Origin of the sequence: Candidatus Caldatribacterium sp. SIUC1, from assembly GCF_051549785.1 — a bacterium.
GTDB lineage: Bacteria > Atribacterota > Atribacteria > Atribacterales > Caldatribacteriaceae > Caldatribacterium.
On record NZ_CP189974.1, the window covers coordinates 1,652,295 to 1,670,823 of the forward strand.

The 18,529-nt window shown below is 56.0% G+C and carries 18 protein-coding genes; all 18 read right to left on the reverse strand.

Features of this window, described 5'->3' with window-relative positions:
* Nucleotides 1-7 precede the first annotated feature (7 nt).
* On the reverse strand, nt 8-1,255 hold the full coding sequence (locus tag ACP6EK_RS08665; RefSeq protein WP_438318968.1) for a glutamate-5-semialdehyde dehydrogenase: 1,248 nt from the start codon (nt 1,253-1,255) through the stop codon (nt 8-10).
* Nucleotides 1,255-2,391, reverse strand: coding sequence for a glutamate 5-kinase (proB, locus tag ACP6EK_RS08670; RefSeq protein ID WP_438315390.1), 1,137 nt, complete (start codon nt 2,389-2,391; stop codon nt 1,255-1,257). Before proB ends, ACP6EK_RS08665 begins: the two co-directional genes overlap by 1 nt.
* Nucleotides 2,370-3,644 carry a GTPase ObgE gene (gene obgE, locus ACP6EK_RS08675; RefSeq protein WP_438315393.1) on the reverse strand — a complete coding sequence of 425 codons (1,275 nt, stop codon included), beginning with the start codon at nt 3,642-3,644 and terminating at the stop codon, nt 2,370-2,372. Before obgE ends, proB begins: the two co-directional genes overlap by 22 nt.
* Nucleotides 3,645-3,647: 3 nt before the next feature.
* Complete coding sequence (gene rpmA / locus ACP6EK_RS08680; protein WP_438315396.1) at nt 3,648-3,908, reverse strand: 50S ribosomal protein L27; 261 nt, start codon at nt 3,906-3,908, stop codon at nt 3,648-3,650.
* Between the two features lie 6 nt (nt 3,909-3,914).
* Nucleotides 3,915-4,235, reverse strand: a complete 321-nt coding sequence (gene rplU, locus ACP6EK_RS08685) for a 50S ribosomal protein L21 (protein WP_438315399.1) — start codon at nt 4,233-4,235, stop codon at nt 3,915-3,917.
* Between the two features lie 61 nt (nt 4,236-4,296).
* Nucleotides 4,297-5,778 (reverse strand): Rne/Rng family ribonuclease, encoded by a 1,482-nt coding sequence (locus ACP6EK_RS08690; protein ID WP_438315402.1) that lies wholly within the window; start codon nt 5,776-5,778, stop codon nt 4,297-4,299.
* Between the two features lie 3 nt (nt 5,779-5,781).
* Nucleotides 5,782-6,366, reverse strand: coding sequence for a TIGR03936 family radical SAM-associated protein (locus ACP6EK_RS08695; protein ID WP_438315404.1), 585 nt, complete (start codon nt 6,364-6,366; stop codon nt 5,782-5,784).
* A complete protein-coding gene (locus ACP6EK_RS08700) occupies nt 6,332-8,122 on the reverse strand; it encodes a TIGR03960 family B12-binding radical SAM protein (RefSeq protein ID WP_438315407.1) in 1,791 nt (596 codons plus the stop codon). The genes ACP6EK_RS08695 and ACP6EK_RS08700 overlap by 35 nt, the downstream gene beginning before the upstream one ends.
* Complete coding sequence (rodA, locus tag ACP6EK_RS08705) at nt 8,113-9,210, reverse strand: rod shape-determining protein RodA (RefSeq protein WP_438315410.1); 1,098 nt, start codon at nt 9,208-9,210, stop codon at nt 8,113-8,115. Before rodA ends, ACP6EK_RS08700 begins: the two co-directional genes overlap by 10 nt.
* Nucleotides 9,207-10,949 carry a penicillin-binding protein 2 gene (mrdA, locus tag ACP6EK_RS08710; protein WP_438315413.1) on the reverse strand — a complete coding sequence of 581 codons (1,743 nt, stop codon included), beginning with the start codon at nt 10,947-10,949 and terminating at the stop codon, nt 9,207-9,209. Before mrdA ends, rodA begins: the two co-directional genes overlap by 4 nt.
* Entirely contained in the window at nt 10,939-11,421 is a 483-nt protein-coding gene (locus ACP6EK_RS08715) for a hypothetical protein (protein ID WP_438315415.1), read from the reverse strand. Before ACP6EK_RS08715 ends, mrdA begins: the two co-directional genes overlap by 11 nt.
* A complete protein-coding gene (mreC, locus tag ACP6EK_RS08720) occupies nt 11,418-12,203 on the reverse strand; it encodes a rod shape-determining protein MreC (RefSeq protein ID WP_438315417.1) in 786 nt (261 codons plus the stop codon). Before mreC ends, ACP6EK_RS08715 begins: the two co-directional genes overlap by 4 nt.
* Nucleotides 12,193-13,122 (reverse strand): FAD:protein FMN transferase, encoded by a 930-nt coding sequence (locus tag ACP6EK_RS08725; RefSeq protein ID WP_438315420.1) that lies wholly within the window; start codon nt 13,120-13,122, stop codon nt 12,193-12,195. Before ACP6EK_RS08725 ends, mreC begins: the two co-directional genes overlap by 11 nt.
* Before the next feature lie 26 nt (nt 13,123-13,148).
* Nucleotides 13,149-14,147, reverse strand: coding sequence for an AmmeMemoRadiSam system radical SAM enzyme (gene amrS / locus ACP6EK_RS08730; protein ID WP_438315423.1), 999 nt, complete (start codon nt 14,145-14,147; stop codon nt 13,149-13,151).
* Nucleotides 14,144-14,683 carry an AmmeMemoRadiSam system protein A gene (gene amrA, locus ACP6EK_RS08735; RefSeq protein ID WP_438315425.1) on the reverse strand — a complete coding sequence of 180 codons (540 nt, stop codon included), beginning with the start codon at nt 14,681-14,683 and terminating at the stop codon, nt 14,144-14,146. Before amrA ends, amrS begins: the two co-directional genes overlap by 4 nt.
* On the reverse strand, nt 14,658-15,041 hold the full coding sequence (locus ACP6EK_RS08740; RefSeq protein ID WP_438315428.1) for a hypothetical protein: 384 nt from the start codon (nt 15,039-15,041) through the stop codon (nt 14,658-14,660). Before ACP6EK_RS08740 ends, amrA begins: the two co-directional genes overlap by 26 nt.
* 40 nt (nt 15,042-15,081) lie before the next feature.
* Entirely contained in the window at nt 15,082-16,848 is a 1,767-nt protein-coding gene (locus ACP6EK_RS08745) for an NADH-dependent [FeFe] hydrogenase, group A6 (protein WP_438315431.1), read from the reverse strand.
* 18 nt (nt 16,849-16,866) lie between these two features.
* Nucleotides 16,867-18,513, reverse strand: a complete 1,647-nt coding sequence (gene nuoF / locus ACP6EK_RS08750) for an NADH-quinone oxidoreductase subunit NuoF (RefSeq protein ID WP_438315434.1) — start codon at nt 18,511-18,513, stop codon at nt 16,867-16,869.
* Nucleotides 18,514-18,529: the final 16 nt, after the last annotated feature.

The window sequence follows — 18,529 nt, forward strand, 5'->3', positions numbered from 1 at the left end:
TTCCCCACTATTCCCTGATCTGTCCTGAACCGTACACAACGAATTTCCAAGTCGTGAGCTCCCGCAAGCCCATGGGACCCCGGGCGTGGAGCTTCTGAGTACTAATGCCGATTTCCGCCCCCATGCCGAACTCTCCTCCATCGGTGAATCTGGTGGAGGCATTCACAAAAACTGCTGCAGAATCCACCCGGTTAAGGAACTCCAGGGCATGGGCGTAATTCAAGGTCACGATAGCATCGGAATGGTGCGAACCGTAGGTATTGATGTGACGGATGGCCTCATCAAGGCCCGCAACCACGCGAACGGCGATGATGAGATCGAGGTACTCGGTGTACCAGTCTTCCTCGGTGGCCGGAACCACCCCCGGGACAATGCGTCGCGTTTCCTCGCAGCCCCGCACTTCCACGCCCTTTTCCTGGAGGGCCCGGACAATGCGGGGGAGGAAAACAGGGGCAATGCTTCTGTGGACAAGAAGCGTTTCACAGGCATTGCAGACACTGGGACGCTGCGTTTTGGCGTTGATGACGATTCGCTCAGCCATGTCGAGGTCCGCAGCGTCATCCACGTAAACGTGGCAATTCCCAACGCCCGTTTCGATAACCGGAACACGGGAGTTTTCGATGACCGCTCGAATGAGGTCTACCCCACCTCTTGGGATGGCCACATCGATGTACTCCCGGAGGGCAAGGAGAACCTTCACGTCTTCGTGACTTTCACTTTCAACGAGCCCCACACAATCTTCAGGGATATCGCATTCCCGGAGTGCCTCATGGACAATTTTCACCAGGGCTTTGTTGGAAGAGAGGGCGGAACTGCTCCCCCGCAAAACGACGGCGTTTCCAGCCTTGAGACACAACCCCACGCTATCGATTGTCACGTTGGGTCGCGCCTCATAAATGATAGCCACAACCCCCAGGGGAACACGGACTCTTGTCACGAGAAGGCCGTTGGGTCTTTTTGTCCCATCGATGACTTCTCCAACAGGATCAGGCAGGGCCGCAATATCCCTGAGGCTAGAAACCATGGCCTCAATGCGTTTCTCACTGAGAGCCAGGCGATCAAGCAGCGCCTGTTTCATCCCTGAAGCCTTCCCCCGCTCAAGGTCCAGAGCGTTCGCTTCAAGGATCTCGTGTTTGCGCTCCAGAAGTTTCTCCGCAAGATGCAGCAGGAAGCGGTTCTTCACTTCCGAAGAGAGACCAGCAAGAACTGAAGCAGCCTCCTTAGCCTTTCTGGCAATCTCCCGGATGATTTCCATCACACTTCCCTCCCTCCCAGGAACACGAAATCATCGGCGTGGATGACTTCCTCGCTCCAGTCCCCCTGACCCAGAATCTCTTCTATTTTTGTACTCCGCAGCCCCCGAATTTTCTCTAGTTCCTCTGAGGAGTAGTTCACGATGCCCCTCCCGATAAGTTCGCCACCCTCGCCCACGACTTCCACACAGTCTCCTGCCTCGAATCGTCCCCGAACGTCCACCACTCCTGCAGGGAGAAGGCTCTTCTTCTCAAAGAGCGCTCTCTTTGCCCCCTCATCCACCACAACCTGCCCCTGAGGGATCATGCCAAAGGCGATCCACCGTTTCTTCCCGCGTAGGGAATGCTCTGCAGGATAGAAGAACGTCCCCAAAGCTTCTCCCGCAAGAAGACGGGGGAGAATCCCAAAATCCCTCCCCGAGGCAACAATGACCCCAATTCCCGAGAGGGTAGCGATTCTCGCTGCAAGGATTTTGCTGCGCATACCCCCGGTAGCAAGAGTACTCCCTTCCTTCTTTGCCATTCGCTCAATCTCCTCATCGATGACCCAAACCTCTGGGATGAGTTCCGCCTGAGGGAACCGGCGCGGATCATCGGTGTACAGACCCTCAACATCAGAAAGGATAATCAAGAGATCAGCATCAACAATCGAGGCCACAAGAGCTGAAAGGCGATCGTTATCGCCGAACTTAATTTCCTCCACTGCCACCGTATCGTTTTCGTTCACAATGGGGACTATCCCCAGTCGCAGGAGAGCTTCAAAAGTGTTCCGGGCGTTCAAGTACTTTGAGCGGTTGTGGACATCCTCGGGAGCCAAAAGAATCTGCGCAACCCTCACACCGAACTCTGCAAAGACGGAGCAGTAGTGCTGCATGAGTATCCCCTGACCCACCGCCGCCATTGCCTGCTTGAAGGGAATGTCGCTGCGCCGCCGGGTAATGCCAAGGGCACTCATGCCGCAGGCAACCGCTCCCGAAGAAACCAGGACCACCTCTTTCCCCTGCGTTCTGGCCTCCACAATGTTCTTGGCCAGACTCCGCAACCGGTCCTGAGAGAGGGAAAATCCATCAACAAGAAGCGAAGAGCCCACTTTAACCACGAGACGATGCGCATTCGTTACGATTGTTTTCCGTTCCATTGTGAAAGCACAAGCCCTTTTCCCGTCCAGACAAACCGGTAGGATCCAATCTCTACCGTACTTCCCGGAGGCAAGGCCCCAAGGTACCGGAGAAAACCCGATCTTTCGAGTTCCTCATGGAAGGCAACCTCATCCTTTTCAGGGGGACACTCCTTTACAAGCCTTTCCAAAAAACGCGAGGCGAAACGGTACACCCGCGGGGAACGTCCCTGCACGTTCCCCTCCCCCAGGGAGGAAGAAGGGGAAACCTCTTCCTCCTCCCTAAGCCTCAACAGTTCCACCACCCTGTCCAGAAGCTCAGAGAGACCGAAACGGGTCACCGCCGAGACGCCAACCCCGACCATGCCTTCCTGAGCCAGCCTCCGGGCAAAGTGTTCCCACCTTTCTTGTGCCTCAGGAAGGTCGAGTTTTGTCCCTACAACAATGAAAGGTTTCTCAAGAAGCGATGCGCTATACTGGGAGAACTCCTGGCGGAGAATGGAAAAGTCTTTCCACGGGTCACCGGAGTACGGAAACGCCATATCAACAAGACAGAGGATGACCCGCACCCGCTCCACATGCCGCAGGAACTCTAGACCCAGTCCCGCTCCCTGGCTTGCCCCTTCGATGATTCCAGGGATATCAACCATGATGAAGCGTTCGTCCCGGTGCCGCACCACACCCAGAGTGGGATGGAGCGTCGAGAAAGGATAAGGAGCAATGCGTGGCCGGGCATCGCTCACCACAGAAAGCAGGGTGGACTTCCCCGCATTGGGAAGGCCCGCAAGCCCAACATCAGCAATGAGTTTGAGCTCAAGACGGAGTTTCCTTTTCTCCCCCTCCTCCCCCCGCAAGGCAATGCGAGGTGCCTGATTCGTCGCAGTGGCAAACGATGCGTTCCCTCGCCCTCCCCGACCGCCCCGGGCAACGAGTACCTCCATGCCGTCCACCACAAGGTCGGCAAGGAGTTCCCCCGTCTCGGCATCAAAAACCTGAGTCCCCACAGGAACCTCGATGACGATGTCCTCCCCCTTTGCGCCGTGCTTCTTCTTCCCCTGCCCCGGCTCTCCAGAGGGCGCCTGGTACAGAGGCTGCAGGGCTACATCGTAAAGGGTCTTTTTTCGGGAGGAAGCGCGCAAAAAAACACTCCCCCCATCACCTCCATCGCCTCCGTCTGGACCACCCCGGGGGACATATTTCTCCCGGCGAAAGTGAATTGCCCCATCCCCTCCTCTGCCACCCCGAACCTCTATGAACGCGCGATCAACGAACATGAACTACACAGGGACCTGGGAGAGTACTGAAACCCACTTCCGCCCCTTTTTTGTCTCGAAGACCACGTAGCCATCCCTCAGGGCAAAAAGCGTGTAGTCCCGTCCAACCCCCACGTTTTTCCCCGGTTTGATCCGGGTTCCCCGTTGCCGGACGACGATGCTCCCGGCCCGAACGAATTGCCCTCCATAGGCCTTAACCCCAAGGTACTTGGGGTTGCTGTCCCGGCCATTCCGAGCGCTCCCACCGCTCTTTTTATGCGCCATACTCCATCATGCCCCCTTGATCTCTATCTTCTCAATCCGCACAAGGGTTACCGGCTGACGATGCCCTCTCTTGCGCCGGTAATTCACCTTGGGTTTGTACTTGAAAACGATGACCTTTTTCCCTTTCCCCACACTGAGGACCCGCCCCTTGACCTGCACATTCTCAAGATAAGGTCTACCTACGAGGATTTCTCCATCCTTCCGGGCCAGAAGCACCCGGTCAAAAGCCACTTCCTCATTCACCGGGGCTAGCATGCAATCCACCTGAAGCAGTGAACCTTCGGTAACCTTGTATTGCTTTCCTGCTGCCTCCACGATGGCAAACACGGCATTTCACCTCCCAAGGACGGATGGTAATTTACCACAGATGCTTCTTTCCGTCAAACGGTCACGCGATTTCCTGCATCCGTGTCCGGACTTCTTCGTCACCCACCCCGACGATGCTGTACCTCCGGGGCGGCAGGTTTCCGCTCACCTTCCAGAGGATTTCCTTCCCATAGAGCTTCCGGAGATTCTGCAGGAATCGCTCGCCTTCTGAGGCAAGATACCCTCCAAGCTCCTCCCCCACTGCAAAGCCAAGAACCGAAGAAGACGTGTGACGGCAGATTTCTTCAACCTTGCGCAGGAAATTCACGGCCACGGTTTCAAGTGAAAGCACCCTTCCCTCCCCCTCGCAGAAAGGGCACGGTTCACGGAGGAGCGAGTCAAGGCTTTTCCGAACACGTTTTCTCGTCATCTCCACGAGGCCAAGTTCGCTCATATCCACGACCGTGCATCTTGTTCGGTCCCGGCTCAGGAATTCTTCAAGGGCACGGACAACCTGCCGGCGGTGTTCCTTCTTCTCCATGTCAATGAAGTCGATGAGGATAATCCCCCCGATATCCCGCAGGCGAACCTGTCGGGCGATTTCCTCTGCAGCCTCGAGGTTGGTTTTCAGAATGGTCTCCTGGAGATCTTTCTTACCCACAAACTTCCCGGTGTTCACATCGATGACCGTCATGGCTTCAGTCCGATCAAACACAAGATATCCACCACTGCGAAGCCAGACCTTTCGGCTCAGAGCTCGTTCGATTTCCTTTTGGAGACCAAAGTGTTCGAAGATGTTCTCTCGACCCTCAAAGAAATGAACCCGCTCTGCGAGATGAGGAACCAGAGACTCTATGAAATCCTTGAGCTTCTGGTACCCAAAAAAGGAGTTGATCCAGATGTTCTCCACGCTCTCATCCACAATATCGCGCACCAGAGCATAGATGAGACTCGCCTCCTGGTAGAGCAGAGCAGGAGCTGTGGTGATTTCGGCCTTCTTCTGGATACGATGCCAGAGGCGGACCAGGGATTCAACGTCTTCCCGAATTTCTTCGACGCTTTTCCCCTCTGCAGCAGTCCGAACGATGATGCCAGAACCGTTGGGGCGTATCCGTTCCACAATCCTCTTCAACCTTTCCCGCTCCTCGCCTGATGCAATGCGGTGCGACACCCCTACAACGTCCATACCAGGCATGAAGACCACGTATCTCCCAGGAAGGGTGATCTTCGTGGAGACCCGGGCGCCTTTCGTCCCCATGGGCTCCTTGGCTACCTGAACGATGATTTCCTCCCCAACCCGGATGAGGTTCTCGATCTTGACGTCCTTCCGCTTCTCGTCAAGGAGCATATCGCCGATGAAGAGGAAGGCGTTCTTGTCAAGACCGATGTTCACAAAAGCCGATTGAATCCCGGGAAGGACGTTCTCCACAACACCCTTGTAAATATTCCCCGCAAGACGCAACTCCACTGCTCGCTCGAAGAAGAACTCCACAACCTTCCCGTCCTCAAGGAGCGCTGCCCGCGTTTCAACTTCAGACATGTCGATGACGATATCTCTCCGCAAACCTCATCCTCCATTCCTTTCCCAAAGAAGTAGCTTTTCCCTCACGATTCTTCTGGGAAAAGGACAGCCAGAATTCGTCTCAAGGAAAGCAGCAAGCTTCAGGGGATTCCACAGCACCTTCTCCCCCTTAAAGAGAAATGATACCACAGGAGAGGACCCCTCCAAAGAGCATACCGTGATGTCCTCAGGGAGTGTCCACTCTTCTTTGGGACTCCAGAATGCAGGGAAAAAGAAGGTGTACACAATGCCCCGGAGAATCCTCTGCACCGGGGGATCAAAGGACGCAAGGGCCTGGACCCGCATCACAGCCAGTTCCTCAGGGACTTCCCGATTCAGCCGCTCTTGAAGTTCCCAGGGCGGGAGTGGCTCTCCACAGAACACCTCAAAACACTCCGCTTTACTCTCAACCCCCAAAGGAGTGGCAAAAGGAAAGGAGAAGAGTGGACGAGGGTTAAAGCCCTGGGAGTACAGCACCGGTATCGCCGCACGGCGGAAAACCCGTTCCCACGTCCGATACACGTCAAGATGGGCCAGAAGATGGAATGGAGCAAGTTTACAATGCTGTATCCGATAGCGAAACTTCTCCACTGCCACACACCCCGCACCGTGTGCAGTTTTTCAGCGCGCACGGGGGACTGGGGAGACCCTGGCGCGCCCTCTGGTACTCTTCCCAGAGAAAAGCTTTACTCACCCCACAGGATATGTGTTCCCAGGGGAAAACCTCGCTGAAGGATCGGCTTCGGTAGAGATACCAGGAAAGGTCAAGACCCTCCTCCTCAAGCGACTCCCCCCACCGCTGCATCAAGAAGTGTTCCTGCCATCCCTCGAGAACCCCCCCTTTGTAGTACACCCGCAAAAGCACGTTGGCGAGCCTGCGGTCCCCCCGGGCAAGCAGAGCTTCAATCTGGCTCATCTCAAAGGAAGACCAGTGGTAACGGACCTGGGACCGTAAAGGCCGGAAGAAGTCCCTCAAGAGGCGAATCTTTTCCTCAAGCGCTTCTTTGCGATCCTGAGGAACCCACTGGAAAGGCGTGTGGGGCTTCGGGACAAAGGCCGCAATACTCAGGTGGACCCTTGCGTTCTTTTTCAGACTCTTTCCAACCCTGAGGATTTCCCCAACGAGGCGACCGATTCCCCGGATATCCTCCTCTTCCTCAAAGGGTAGCCCAATCATAAAGTACAGTTTGATCTCCTGCCACGACGCGGAAAAGGCACTCTCCGCAGCCTTGAGGATTTCCTCATCCTGCAATCCTTTGTTGATGATGTTCCGCAACCTCTCGGTTCCTGCCTCGGGTGCGAAAGTCAGGGTACTCTTCCGGACCCTCCGCAGGCTCTGCGCAAGGCGCACACTGAAAGTGTCCATGCGAAGAGACGGTAAGGAAACGTTAACCCGGTACGGTTCAAGAAGACGAGAAAGCTCTTCCACGAGCTCCTCGATCCGTGAGTAGTCGCTGCTACTCAGAGAGAGGAGCGAAACCTCCCCGTAGCCGCTGCTTCGAAGGAGTTCCAGGGCAAGCTCAATTACCCGCTCGGGCGTCCGCTCTCGCTTCGGCCGATAAATCATGCCTGCCTGACAGAAGCGACATCCCCGTGTGCATCCCCTGGCAATTTCCACAGCCACACGGTCGTGGATGATTTCAACATAGGGGACCACCGTCTTCGAGGGGAAAAAGGCATGCTCGAGGTCCTTCACAACCTGGCGCCGAACGGGTTGCCTTGGGGGAAGCGAGGGGACGTAAACCCCGGGGAAACGGGAGAGTTCTTCAAGGAGAACGTCCTTCCTCTGCCCTTTCATCTCTACAAGGGCCATAACGATATCTCCCAGGACCTCCTCCGCTTCTCCGATGAAAAACGCGTCGAAGAAAGGCGCAAGGGGTTCCGGATTCACCGCGCATGGTCCTCCTCCAAGAACCAGGGGGAATCGTTCATCCCGCTCGCTCTGGCGCAACGGTATCCTCGCAAGGTCGAGGAGGTACAGGACACTGGTATAGCTCAGCTCGTGCTGCAGGCTGATGCCCAGAAGGTCAAAGGAAGCCACCGGTTTTTTCCGCTCAAGAGAAAATAGGGGAATGCCCATCTCCTTCATCTTCCTCCCCATATCAGGCCAGGGAACGAATACTCTTTCCGCCTGAACTCCAGGCAGGGCGTTCAGTAGCCCATAGAGAATGCGAAGCCCAAGATGGGACATTCCCACCTCATACACATCGGGAAAGGCCAAAGCCACCGTGTACCGGATATCCTGCTCAGGCTTGACGGTAACATTCCATTCTCGCCCCAGATACCTCCCGGGTCGCTCCACCGAAAGGAGCGTCGTGTCATAGAAAAGCCGACGCTCTATATCCATCGTTCTCTTTCCTCCTGTTCCGTTCTCCAGATCAGGCGGGCAATCATTCCAGCGCCTGCAAGGTGGACAAGGAGCGAACTCCCTCCATAGCTCACAAAGGGGAGGGGAATACCCGTCACCGGGGCAATCCCGAGGTTCATCCCCACGTTGATACCAACCTGAAAGAGGAAAAGAATGCCGAAAAGGGAGGCGAAAAACCGTTCCTCCAGATTTCCTACTCGCTGCGCCGCCTCAAGAACAATCCAGAAAAAGAGGATGAAAAGGGTCAAAAGAACCATGCCCCCGACAAAACCGAACTGCTCGCAGAAAGCGGCAAAGATGAAGTCGGTGTACCGGGCAGGTAAAAACCGAAGCTGGGTCTGTTTCCCCGAAAGCCATCCCTGACCCAGAAACCCCCCAGAACCAATGGCAATCTGGGATTGCACGACGTTGTACCCACTCCCCAGGGGGTCCTGCCAGGGATCGAGGAAAGCAAGAATCCGTTTCCTCTGGTACTCTTTCATGATGAACCAGGAAAGGGGCGAAAGACCGGCAACAAGACCAAGGAGAAGACCGAGTTTCCGCCTGTGCCATCCCCCGAGAAAGAGCGCCCCAAACCATAACACCCCAAGCACCAGGGCCGTTCCAAGATCCGGTTGCAGGAAAACGAGAAGCGTGGGAACGGCAACGAAGAACGCGCTTTTGACCAGAAGGCTCCAGAAGTCCAGTTCATCCCGGTTGGTGCTCAGATACGAGCTCAAAAAGAAGAGCAGAGCGAGCTTAGCGAACTCCGAAGGCTGGACCGACCGCGAAAAGAGCCACCGTCTTGCCCCCGTCTCGTCGCTCTCCCCGAAAACAAGCACCGCTCCCAGCGAAAGCACCGAAAGGAGATACCACAACCAGCTTCGCCGGAAAAGCCACTGGAAATCGGAAAAACGGAAGAGAAGAAAGAGTGCCCATCCCACGGCATTCCAGAGAATCTGTCTTCCAAAAAAGCTCTTTGGCCCAAACCCCTCATCCCTCAGCGGGTCAACGCTGTACACGGCAACAACGCCCAGGGCGCACAAACATAAAGTCACGAGCACGAAGAAGTGTTCCCGCCGCATCATGCTCCCCGATTCTGAAGAATCCATTCAATGACCTTTCGCGCCACCAGGGTAGCCTCACCGCTGCCGTCTCCCCCATGCTCAACAAGCACAAGGAAAACAAACTTCGGACGATCGGAGGGGAAGAACCCCCCAAACCAGGAATGCTCCTTCCCATGAGGGTTCTGGGCTGTACCAGTTTTGGCTGCAAGTTTCACCGGTAACCCCCGGCAGTTAAACCCCGTTCCCTGGGTCACGACCTTCTCCATACCCCGAATAACAGTATCCCAGGTTTGGGAACGAAGCGCAATAGTCCTTCTGAGGTAGGGTTTCACCTCTTTTACGACCCTTCCATCTTCATCAAGGACCCTCCAGAGCACGTGGGGGTCGTAAACCTTTCCCCGGTTGGCCACTGCGCAAAGGAGGAGGTACATTTCAAGAGGGGTAACGAGGAGATACCCCTGACCGATGGAGAGGTTCATGGTGTCTCCCGGATACCATGCCTCTTTCAGGGCCTCCCGTTTCCACTCAGGCGTGGGGAAAAGGCCGGTCTTCACCCCCGGGAGGTCGAGGTGAGCATCCTGCCCAAAACCAAACATCCTCGCATAGCGGGCAATCCGCTCCGGACCCAGCCGTAATCCCAGAGTGTAGAAGACCACATTGCACGATTCAGCAATGGCCTCTTCAAAGGTCACCCTTCCGTGACCTCCCCTTTTCCAGCAGAGGTACTTCCGGTTCCCGTACTCCAGGTAGCCAGGGCAAAAAAACGATTCCCGTGGAGTTACCACCTGTTCCTCCAAAGCTGCAAGGGCGATGAGAATCTTCAAAAGCGAACCAGGAGGATACAACGCCTGAGTAGGACGGGCCAGAAGGGGGTTGGATTTTTGCTCAAGGAGGTCCAGCCACTCCTTAAGACTCAGGCCTCGGCTGAAGAGGTTGGGGTCAAAACTTGGTTTACTCACAAACGCGAGGATTTCTCCAGTTGCCGGATCCCCCACAAGCACCACACCGTTTCGCCTTCCCAAAGCCTCGTAGCAGGCTCTCTGGAGTTCCCAATCAAGGGTGAGCTGCAGGGAATACCGGAAACGGGGAGACCGGAAATCGAGAACCTGCACAACCCTTCCCAGGGCGTCAACCTCAACGCGCCGGTACCCTTCCTCACCCCGAAGGAGGCTCTCGTAGAAGGACTCCACGCCGCTCTTCCCTATCCGGTCCTCGTTCCGGTACCCCATCTTGCCAAGGGCCTTCAATTCCTCAGGGCTCACCTTCCCCACATACCCAAGGAGCGAGGCCGCAACTTCCCCGTCTCTGTACTTTCGAGCAGGGTATGCCTCAACGAGGACCCCAGGGAGATGTTCCGAGTTCTCCTCGATTTTCACCACATCCTCAAGAGAAAGGTCTTCAAGGAGCACAAGCTCTCCCGGAGCACGTTCGCGAAGGGAAAAGGCGATGTCTCTTCCCAAAACTTCCCGAACCCGTTTCATGACGAGTTCCTCGTCACTGCTTCCCACGAGGAAAACGAGGCGGAATCGGGGAATGTCCTCTGCAAGGCAAACGCCATGGCGATCGTAGATATTCCCCCGGAGGGTTTCAAGAAAGACAACCCGAACTCTGTTCCGCTCCGATCGCTCTCGAAACCATTCTCCCCGCAGAACCGAAAGATACCAGAGCCGGACCGAGAGAACAACAAAAAGGGCAATCCCCATCCAGAGTGCCGCTGCTACTCTCTGGCGAATCCTCTCCTCCATCCGCTCATTCCACATGGTGGTCCCTCCAGCCCAGCCAGAGGGAAAGGAGAAAGACCCCGGCGACAGCGCTCATGAGCTTCCCAAAAAGCATCCCCAAAAAAGGAAGAGTGCCAGAGCCTGCGATGGGGAGCACCAGGCGTTCTAGAAGGAGTTCCAGAAGGGGGTACGTCACAATGAACACCGTGAGGGATACCAGACCCCGGGAGAAAATCTCCATCCAGAGGAGGGCACTTCCCAGGAGCATGGCAATCCGGAAAAACCACAAACCAAAGGGAGCAAAGGAAAAGACCTCAAGCAGAAAGGCCATACCAAAGAGCAGAGCAAGGCGAAAGAAGAAACGTTCCCCTGTAAGGAGGAACAGTACCCCTACGGGAATGAGGACGTTAATATAGTACAGAGGAGGGAACCCCAGGGCAAAGAAGGAAATACACAGAAGCTGAAGAAGCACTGCAAAAGAACTCACAAAGACGTCGTCCCAGACAGTCATCGGATAACGAACACTTTCCCCAAAGCTGAAAAGTCACAGGCTGGTTCCACCACAACCTCTTTAAAGAGGTCGCCACTCCGCTCCCGTACTTCGCGAACCTTCCCCACCACCACGCCTCGAGGGATCTTTCCTCCAAGACCTGAAGTGATGACCAGATCCCCCTCTTCGACCTGAGAAGTCCGGGAGATGTACTTGACAAGGCACAGTCCTCTTCCATCCCCAACAAGGACACCCAAGTCTCTTGTCCGCTGCACAAGAACCCCTAAAGCGAAAGAAGGACTCAGGAGCATACGAACCTCGGCATAGCGGGGATAGGTCTGTTCCACTCGCCCCACCATACCCTGGTACGTCACAACGGCAAGGCCCTCGGTCACCCCATCCTCTCTCCCCCGGTCAATGACTATGCTCCCGAGCCAGTCGTAGGGATCCCGACCAATGACCTGAGCCGGTACGACTTCGAAGGAGAGGTGCCGTTCAATCTGTGCTGCCTCGATTTCCATCCGGAGGCGTTCCACTTCTTCCCGCAGAAGGACGTTCTCGCTCTGAAGCATACCGAGTTCCCTTTTCAGGCGTTCGTTCTCGGCAAGGAGGGTTTCCTTTTCCCGGAGAAGCTGCGAAAAGGAATGGAATACCCGGTACACGGCGAGCTCACCCCGATACAGGGGAAGGGCAAGAACGCGGATTGCCCGGACTTCCCTTCCTCCTGGGGAATGGGCAAGGAACACCATGGTCTGGAGAACACCAAAAAAAAGCACAAGGAAGAACACCGCTTTACGGTTCACGGTCACCCTCAAAGATTTCCTGCATCTTTGGAGAAAGGAAGACCTCTCCGTCCCTCCGCACCGCAAGAACCGCAACGTCAGGAAATTCCTGGAGAACCTGAGCGAGAAAGGATTCGTTCCCGGCCATAAGGGCCGTTGAAAGGACGTCGGCCACCGTTCCCCTCGAGGCAACAACGGTTACACTGACGAACGTCGACCCTGGATAGCCGCTTCGGGGGTTGAGAATATGGTGGTATCGCTGTCCATCCACCTCGAAGAACCGAAAGGTGTCCGCCGAAGTGGACACACAGAGTCCGTTCACGGCAATCCTCCCCAGAAGTCCTGCCTTTCGGGGATGGAGAACACCCACTTGCCACACCTTGCCCAGACCAGCAACCGTTCCTCCCGCATTGATCAGGAAACTCCCAACGTTCCGTTCTCTGAGTACTCGAGTAAGGAGGTCCACAAAATACCCCTTGGCAATGCCCCCAAGGTCAAGCTGGGCTTCCCCTCTCCGGAGGACCGCTCTTTCTCGCTCATCAAACATTATAGTACTCTCGCGAATCACCCGGAGTTCTCTTGCTATCTCCCAGGGTTCAGGAACGCGGGGAGTTCGGGAGAACCCCCAAAGATCCATAAGTCCTCCAATAAGGGGGCAGAACATACCGTGGGTCTTCTGCGAAAGCGCAAAGGCCTCTTTCAGGAGGTCAAACGTTTCTCCGTCAAGGGGAACCCAGGAGGAAGAGGTGTTGATCCGGTGCACAAGGCTCTGAGAAGAGAAACGGTTCCAGAGGGCGTCATAACGGCGGACAAGATCACCGATTTCGGGAAAGAGAAAGGCGTGTCGCCGCGGGAGGGTAACCTCGATAAAGGTGTCAAAGCCAAAGAAGGTTTCCCGCACAAAGGCATCACGGAAGAACAGAGGGAAAAATAACGCCACCCCTCCAAGGAGGGGGAGCGTCCATCTTACGAAAGCACGAAGGGGAGATCGTTTCCACAGAAACGACATCGTGACCCATCAAGACCCACAACCTGGACGCTGTACCCCCGCCGGACCACCACTACGCTCCCGCAGGAAGGGCAGAACGTTGAGTTCTTTGCTTCATCCCATACGTTACCGAGGTACACAAAGGGAAGCTTCTCCCGGGCAATCTGGAACGCCCTCTCCAGAAAGGCAATGGAGGTCGGCGGATGAGGGAGTTTATACGCCGGAAAATACCGGGAAATATGGAGAGGGATAAGGGGAGAAAGGATGGCAACCCAGTCAACGAGGTTTCGAAACTTCTCCAGGTCGTCATTGAGACCGGTCACCACAAGGTGGGTGAGCTCCACATGAACACCAGCCTCAAGCGCCTGCTCAATCGTCGCAAGCACCGGAGCTAGATGCGCCTGACAGTACCTGCGGTAGAAGTCCTCATCGAAAGCCTTCAGGTCAATATTCATGGCGTCAATGAAGGGCAGGAGTTCCCGCAGAGGTTCCCTCTCCACGTAGCCGTTGGTCACAAGAACATTTTTCAGGCCTCGGTCATGAAAGAGCACCGCCACGTCATACACGAATTCCCACCAGATGAAAGGTTCATTGTACGTAAAGGAAATCCCCAGAGACGCCTTTTCTTCCGCCAGATGGAGCAACGCCTCTGGAGTGACATCATGGAGGGGGTACTCCTCCGGGCCTACCTGGGAAATATGCCAGTTCTGGCAAAACGGACATCGGAAGTTGCAACCTACGCTCCCCACAGAGAGGATGTCCCGGCCGGGGTAGAAGTGGTACAGGGGCTTTTTCTCCACGGGGTCAAGGGCGATGGATGTGACCTTCCCATAGGTGAGGGCGTAGAGGGTTCCACGGACGTTCTTCCGAACGCGGCACACCCCCGTTTTCCCTTCATCGAGGCGGCAGTGATGAGGACAGAGGCCACACTGGACCTCCTGCGCTTCGCCTTTCTGGAAAAACCGCGCCTCTTTCATTTTCTCTCCTTGTACCGCTCAACCGTGAAACGGTACACGGTCACAGGCTCCCGAGGAGCAATGCCTGCCTTCGCCGAAGCGATACGAATCTGCTCCTCCACGGTTTCAACTCCCTCAATATCGGGCAAAAGCAGACCCCTCTTCCATCCGCTCTCCACAATGACGCCGTACTTTTTGGGATCCAGGGTACGGTAATCCTGCACTATCTCAGGCGGACTCAGAATATCGACCGAGATGGTGAGTTCGTCCAGTTCCCGGAGCGTCACCGGGGGGAATCGGGGATCATGGATTGCGGCGCTCACTGCATTCCGAATAATCTCTTCGGCGAGATTCGCACACTGGGGGAGATAGGTGCCAATGCACCCCCGGAGCGCCTTGCCTTTTTTCAGGGAGACAAAAACCCCCCGGCGCTCCTCGTAGAGACGGGGATGCAGGTGCACAGGAACGGGGAGGTACTCTCCTGTTCTCAAATAGTGAGCAATAGCCTCACGGGCAAGCCAGACCACGTCCTCACGGAAACGTTCTTCCTCGCTCATGGGATTCCCTGCACCCTTTCAAGAATCGCCGGCCAATCACCACGGCCTGCCAGTCGTCAAGGCTCCGGGAAGAGCAGAGGGACACAAAGAACGCCAGAAGACGCCTCCATCCCCTCCCAAAGCACTCCCGAAGATACAGTCTCCGGGCCTCCTCCGAGCTTCCTCGCTCATCCACACGGTGAACAAGCACTCCCAGACTCTCAAGGAGGGGGAGCACCAGAGTACTGCCCGTGCTCCCCCCTAAAACGGCCGTATCGAAGGCATACTCCGTATGGAGCTTCCAGAGCACCTCCTGTACACTTTCAAGGGGGAAAACCCCCCGAAAGGCCACACTGCCATCCTCTGTGAGAACCGCCACTCCCACTTTCTCCCGCCCAGGATCAAGAGCCAGAAAGAACCTACATTCGCTCCCGCGGGACATAGTGCGTGTGGAGCAGATGGTGGGCCTTTTCTCCGTTGGGCTCACCCAGGAATTCCTCATAGAGACGCTTAATGGCCGGGTTTTCATGGGATTTCCTTAAAGGCAGGCTCCGGTCGACCTGGTAGATGGCTTCAATCCGCTTCATGCGGATTTCGAGGTTTGTAGGAATGGGCTGTCCGCCACCACCGATGCATCCTCCAGGACAGGCCATAATCTCGATAAAGTGGTACTTGGAACGACCTGCCTTCACCTGGTCAAGGACTTTCCGGGCGTTCCCCAGACCATGGGCAACCGCCACGTGGACTTCCATGCCGTTAACGTTCACCGTAGCCTCCTTCACCCCATCCATGCCCCGGACGCTGTAGAAGTCGAGCTTCTCCAGGGTCTTCCCCGTGAGGATCTCGTACACCGAACGCAAAGCGGCCTCCATGACTCCTCCGGTAGCTCCAAAGACCGCCGCAGCTCCGGTCGATATGCCCAGGGGATCGTCGAAGTCCTCCTCGGGCATCTCCTTGAGGTCGATACCCTTCTCCTTCAGCATGCGCGCAGCCTCGCGGGTGGTGAGGGAGAAGTCCACGTCCTGGAATCCGCTGGCACACATCTCATCACGCTGGCACTCGAACTTCTTCGCCGTGCAGGGCATGATGGAAACAACGACCATGTCTTTCGGATCAATGCCAAGCTTCTGCGCGTAGTACGTCTTCGCTATTGCACCGAACATCTGCTGGGGGGATTTACAGGTCGAAACGTTTTCCATAAGCTCGGGGTAGAAATGCTCCATGAACTTAATCCATCCAGGGCTACAGGAGGTGATGAGAGGAAGTTTCCCACCCTGCTTCAAGCGGGCGATGAACTCATGGCCTTCTTCGATAATGGTGAGGTCCGCAGCAAAATTCGTGTCGAACACCCGGTCAAAGCCAAGACGACGGAAGGCTGCAACCATTTTCCCCGTGGTCACGGTTCCAGGAGGAAGTCCAAAGGGTTCACCAATGCTGACGCGAATTGCAGGAGCAGTCTGGAGGATAACGAATTTCCCCGGATCGTTGATGGCTTCCCAGACCATCTCCACGTGGCTCACTTCAGAAAGTGCCCCTGTGGGACACGCAAGAATGCACTGACCACAGTTCACGCACACGCTCTCCCCAAGGGGTAAGCCCAGAGAGGGACTGATGATAGTATCAAATCCCCGATTGGCAAAATCAATGGCACAGACAGTCTGAATCTCCCGGCAGGTTCGCACACAGCGGCCGCACAGAATACAGCGGTTCGGATCCCTTTTTACCGAGGGACTGCTCCGGTCAACCTCGTAGACCTTCCGCTCTCCCTGGAAACGGATTTCCCGAACCCCAAACTGATACGCCAGTTCCTGCAACTCACAGGAACCGTTGCGGTCACAGAGCTGGCAATCCAGGGGATGGTTGGAGAGGAGCAGCTCGAGGTTTGTCTTACGAGCCTCCCGAACCTTTTTCGAGGAGGTCCAGATTTTCATCCCCTCTCGAACCGGGGTTACGCATGAGGCAGCAAGATTAGGTTGCCCTTCAACCTCGACCGCGCAGATACGGCAACCACCCCAGGCACTCAGACCCTCAAGGTAGCACAGCGTGGGAATGTGCATGCCCTCCATGCGGCACGCTTCAAGGATTGTCACTCCCTCGGGAACCCGAACTTCCCGACCATCAATGGTGATGGTCACAAGAGATACCGCCTGGGCCTTCTCGGCAACTTCTCTGAGTGTTTTGGCCATCGACTGTTCACTCCCCCATCACACACGTACAGTTTTTTTCGGCTGTGGTTTTGGTCTCATCGTGCAGACACCCTGAGGACAACGCTTCTCCCGCACGTGGACCTCAAACTCTTCCCTGAAGAACTCCAGACACCGCAGGAGAGGATTCGGAGCGGCCTGCCCGAGGCCACAGAAGGCTGTGGCCTTCATATGCTGACCGAGGTAACGCAGCTTTTCCAGATCCTCCGGTGATCCCGCTCCCGCACTGATCCGTTCAAGGATGTCAACAATGCGCTTCCCACCCACCCGGCAGGGAGTGCATTTCCCGCAGGATTCGTGGAGGAAAAACTCGGCGAAGTTCTTCACGATGTCCACAATGCAGTGGGTATCGTCGATAACCGTGAGGGCCCCGGAACCCAAAGCCGAGTTGTATCGCGGCAAGGTATCAAAGGCCATGGGAACGTCAAGGAGATCCGGCGTCATCGTCCCTCCCGAGGGACCGCCAGTCTGCACGAGCTTGAGACCATGCCCTCCCCGGATACCTCCTCCAATCTCGAAAACGAGCTCCCTCAGGGTAATCCCCATGGGGACCTCCACAAGGCCGAGATTATTCACGTTTCCAGTAAGGGTGAAGACCTTCGTCCCGGGGCAGGTTGGGGTACCAATACTCCGGAACCAGTCAGGCCCGTTGAGAATGATGGGTGGAATGTTGGCTAGGGTTTCGACGTTGTTGATGACCGTCGGTTTTCCCCACAGCCCTTTTTGAGGAGGATAGGGAGGCTTTACGCGCGGTTCCCCGCGTTTGCCCTCAATGGATTCAAGCAGTGCGGTTTCTTCACCACAAACGTATGCACCGGCCCCCCTCCGGATTTTCACGTCGAAGGAGAAGGAAGTCCCGAGGATCCTCTCCCCAAGAAGTCCCCGTTCCTTGGCCTGGGTGATGGCAACTTCAAGGTGCCTGATGCTCTGGGGGTACTCTGCCCGGACATAGATGTATCCCATGTTTGCCCCCACCGCGTACCCCGCAATGGCCATGGCTTCGAGCACCGAGTGGGGGTCACCCTCGAGAATCAGGCGGTCCTTAAAGGTCCCCGGCTCTCCTTCATCGGCGTTGCATACGATGTACTTCTCCTCCCCCTCCGCCTTCCGGGTGAATTCCCACTTGAGCCCTGTGGGGAAGCCTGCTCCTCCTCGACCCTGAAGGCCTGAGCGTTTCACCACCTCGATGACCTCTTCAGGGGTCATCTCGGTGAGCACCTTGGCCAGAGCAAGGTACCCATCCCGGGCGATGTACTCTTCGATGTTGAGGGGATCGATGAGACCGCTATTGCGCAGGACAACCCGTTTCTCTTTTTTCAGGGGAGAAGGTGGGACGAAGGTGGTGACCCCACCACCCCGCTCGCCGGCAAAGAGAAGTTCCCTCACAACTCTCCCTTTGAGGAGGTGTTCCTCAACGATTCTCCGAACATCCCGGACATTCACAGGGGCATAGATAACGTTATCCGGGTACACCACCACAAAGGGAGAAGGGAGGGCAGCTCCGAAACTCCCTGTCTCAAGGACCTTCACCTCATTCCCAAGCCCGGCTCTGGCAATCTCCCGCTCAAACTGCTCCTTTACCTGAGCTGCTCCTAAGGCTACCGAACTACTCGTCATCTCTACAAGGACATGGGCGCGGTAAAACATCCCCCTACCTACCTCC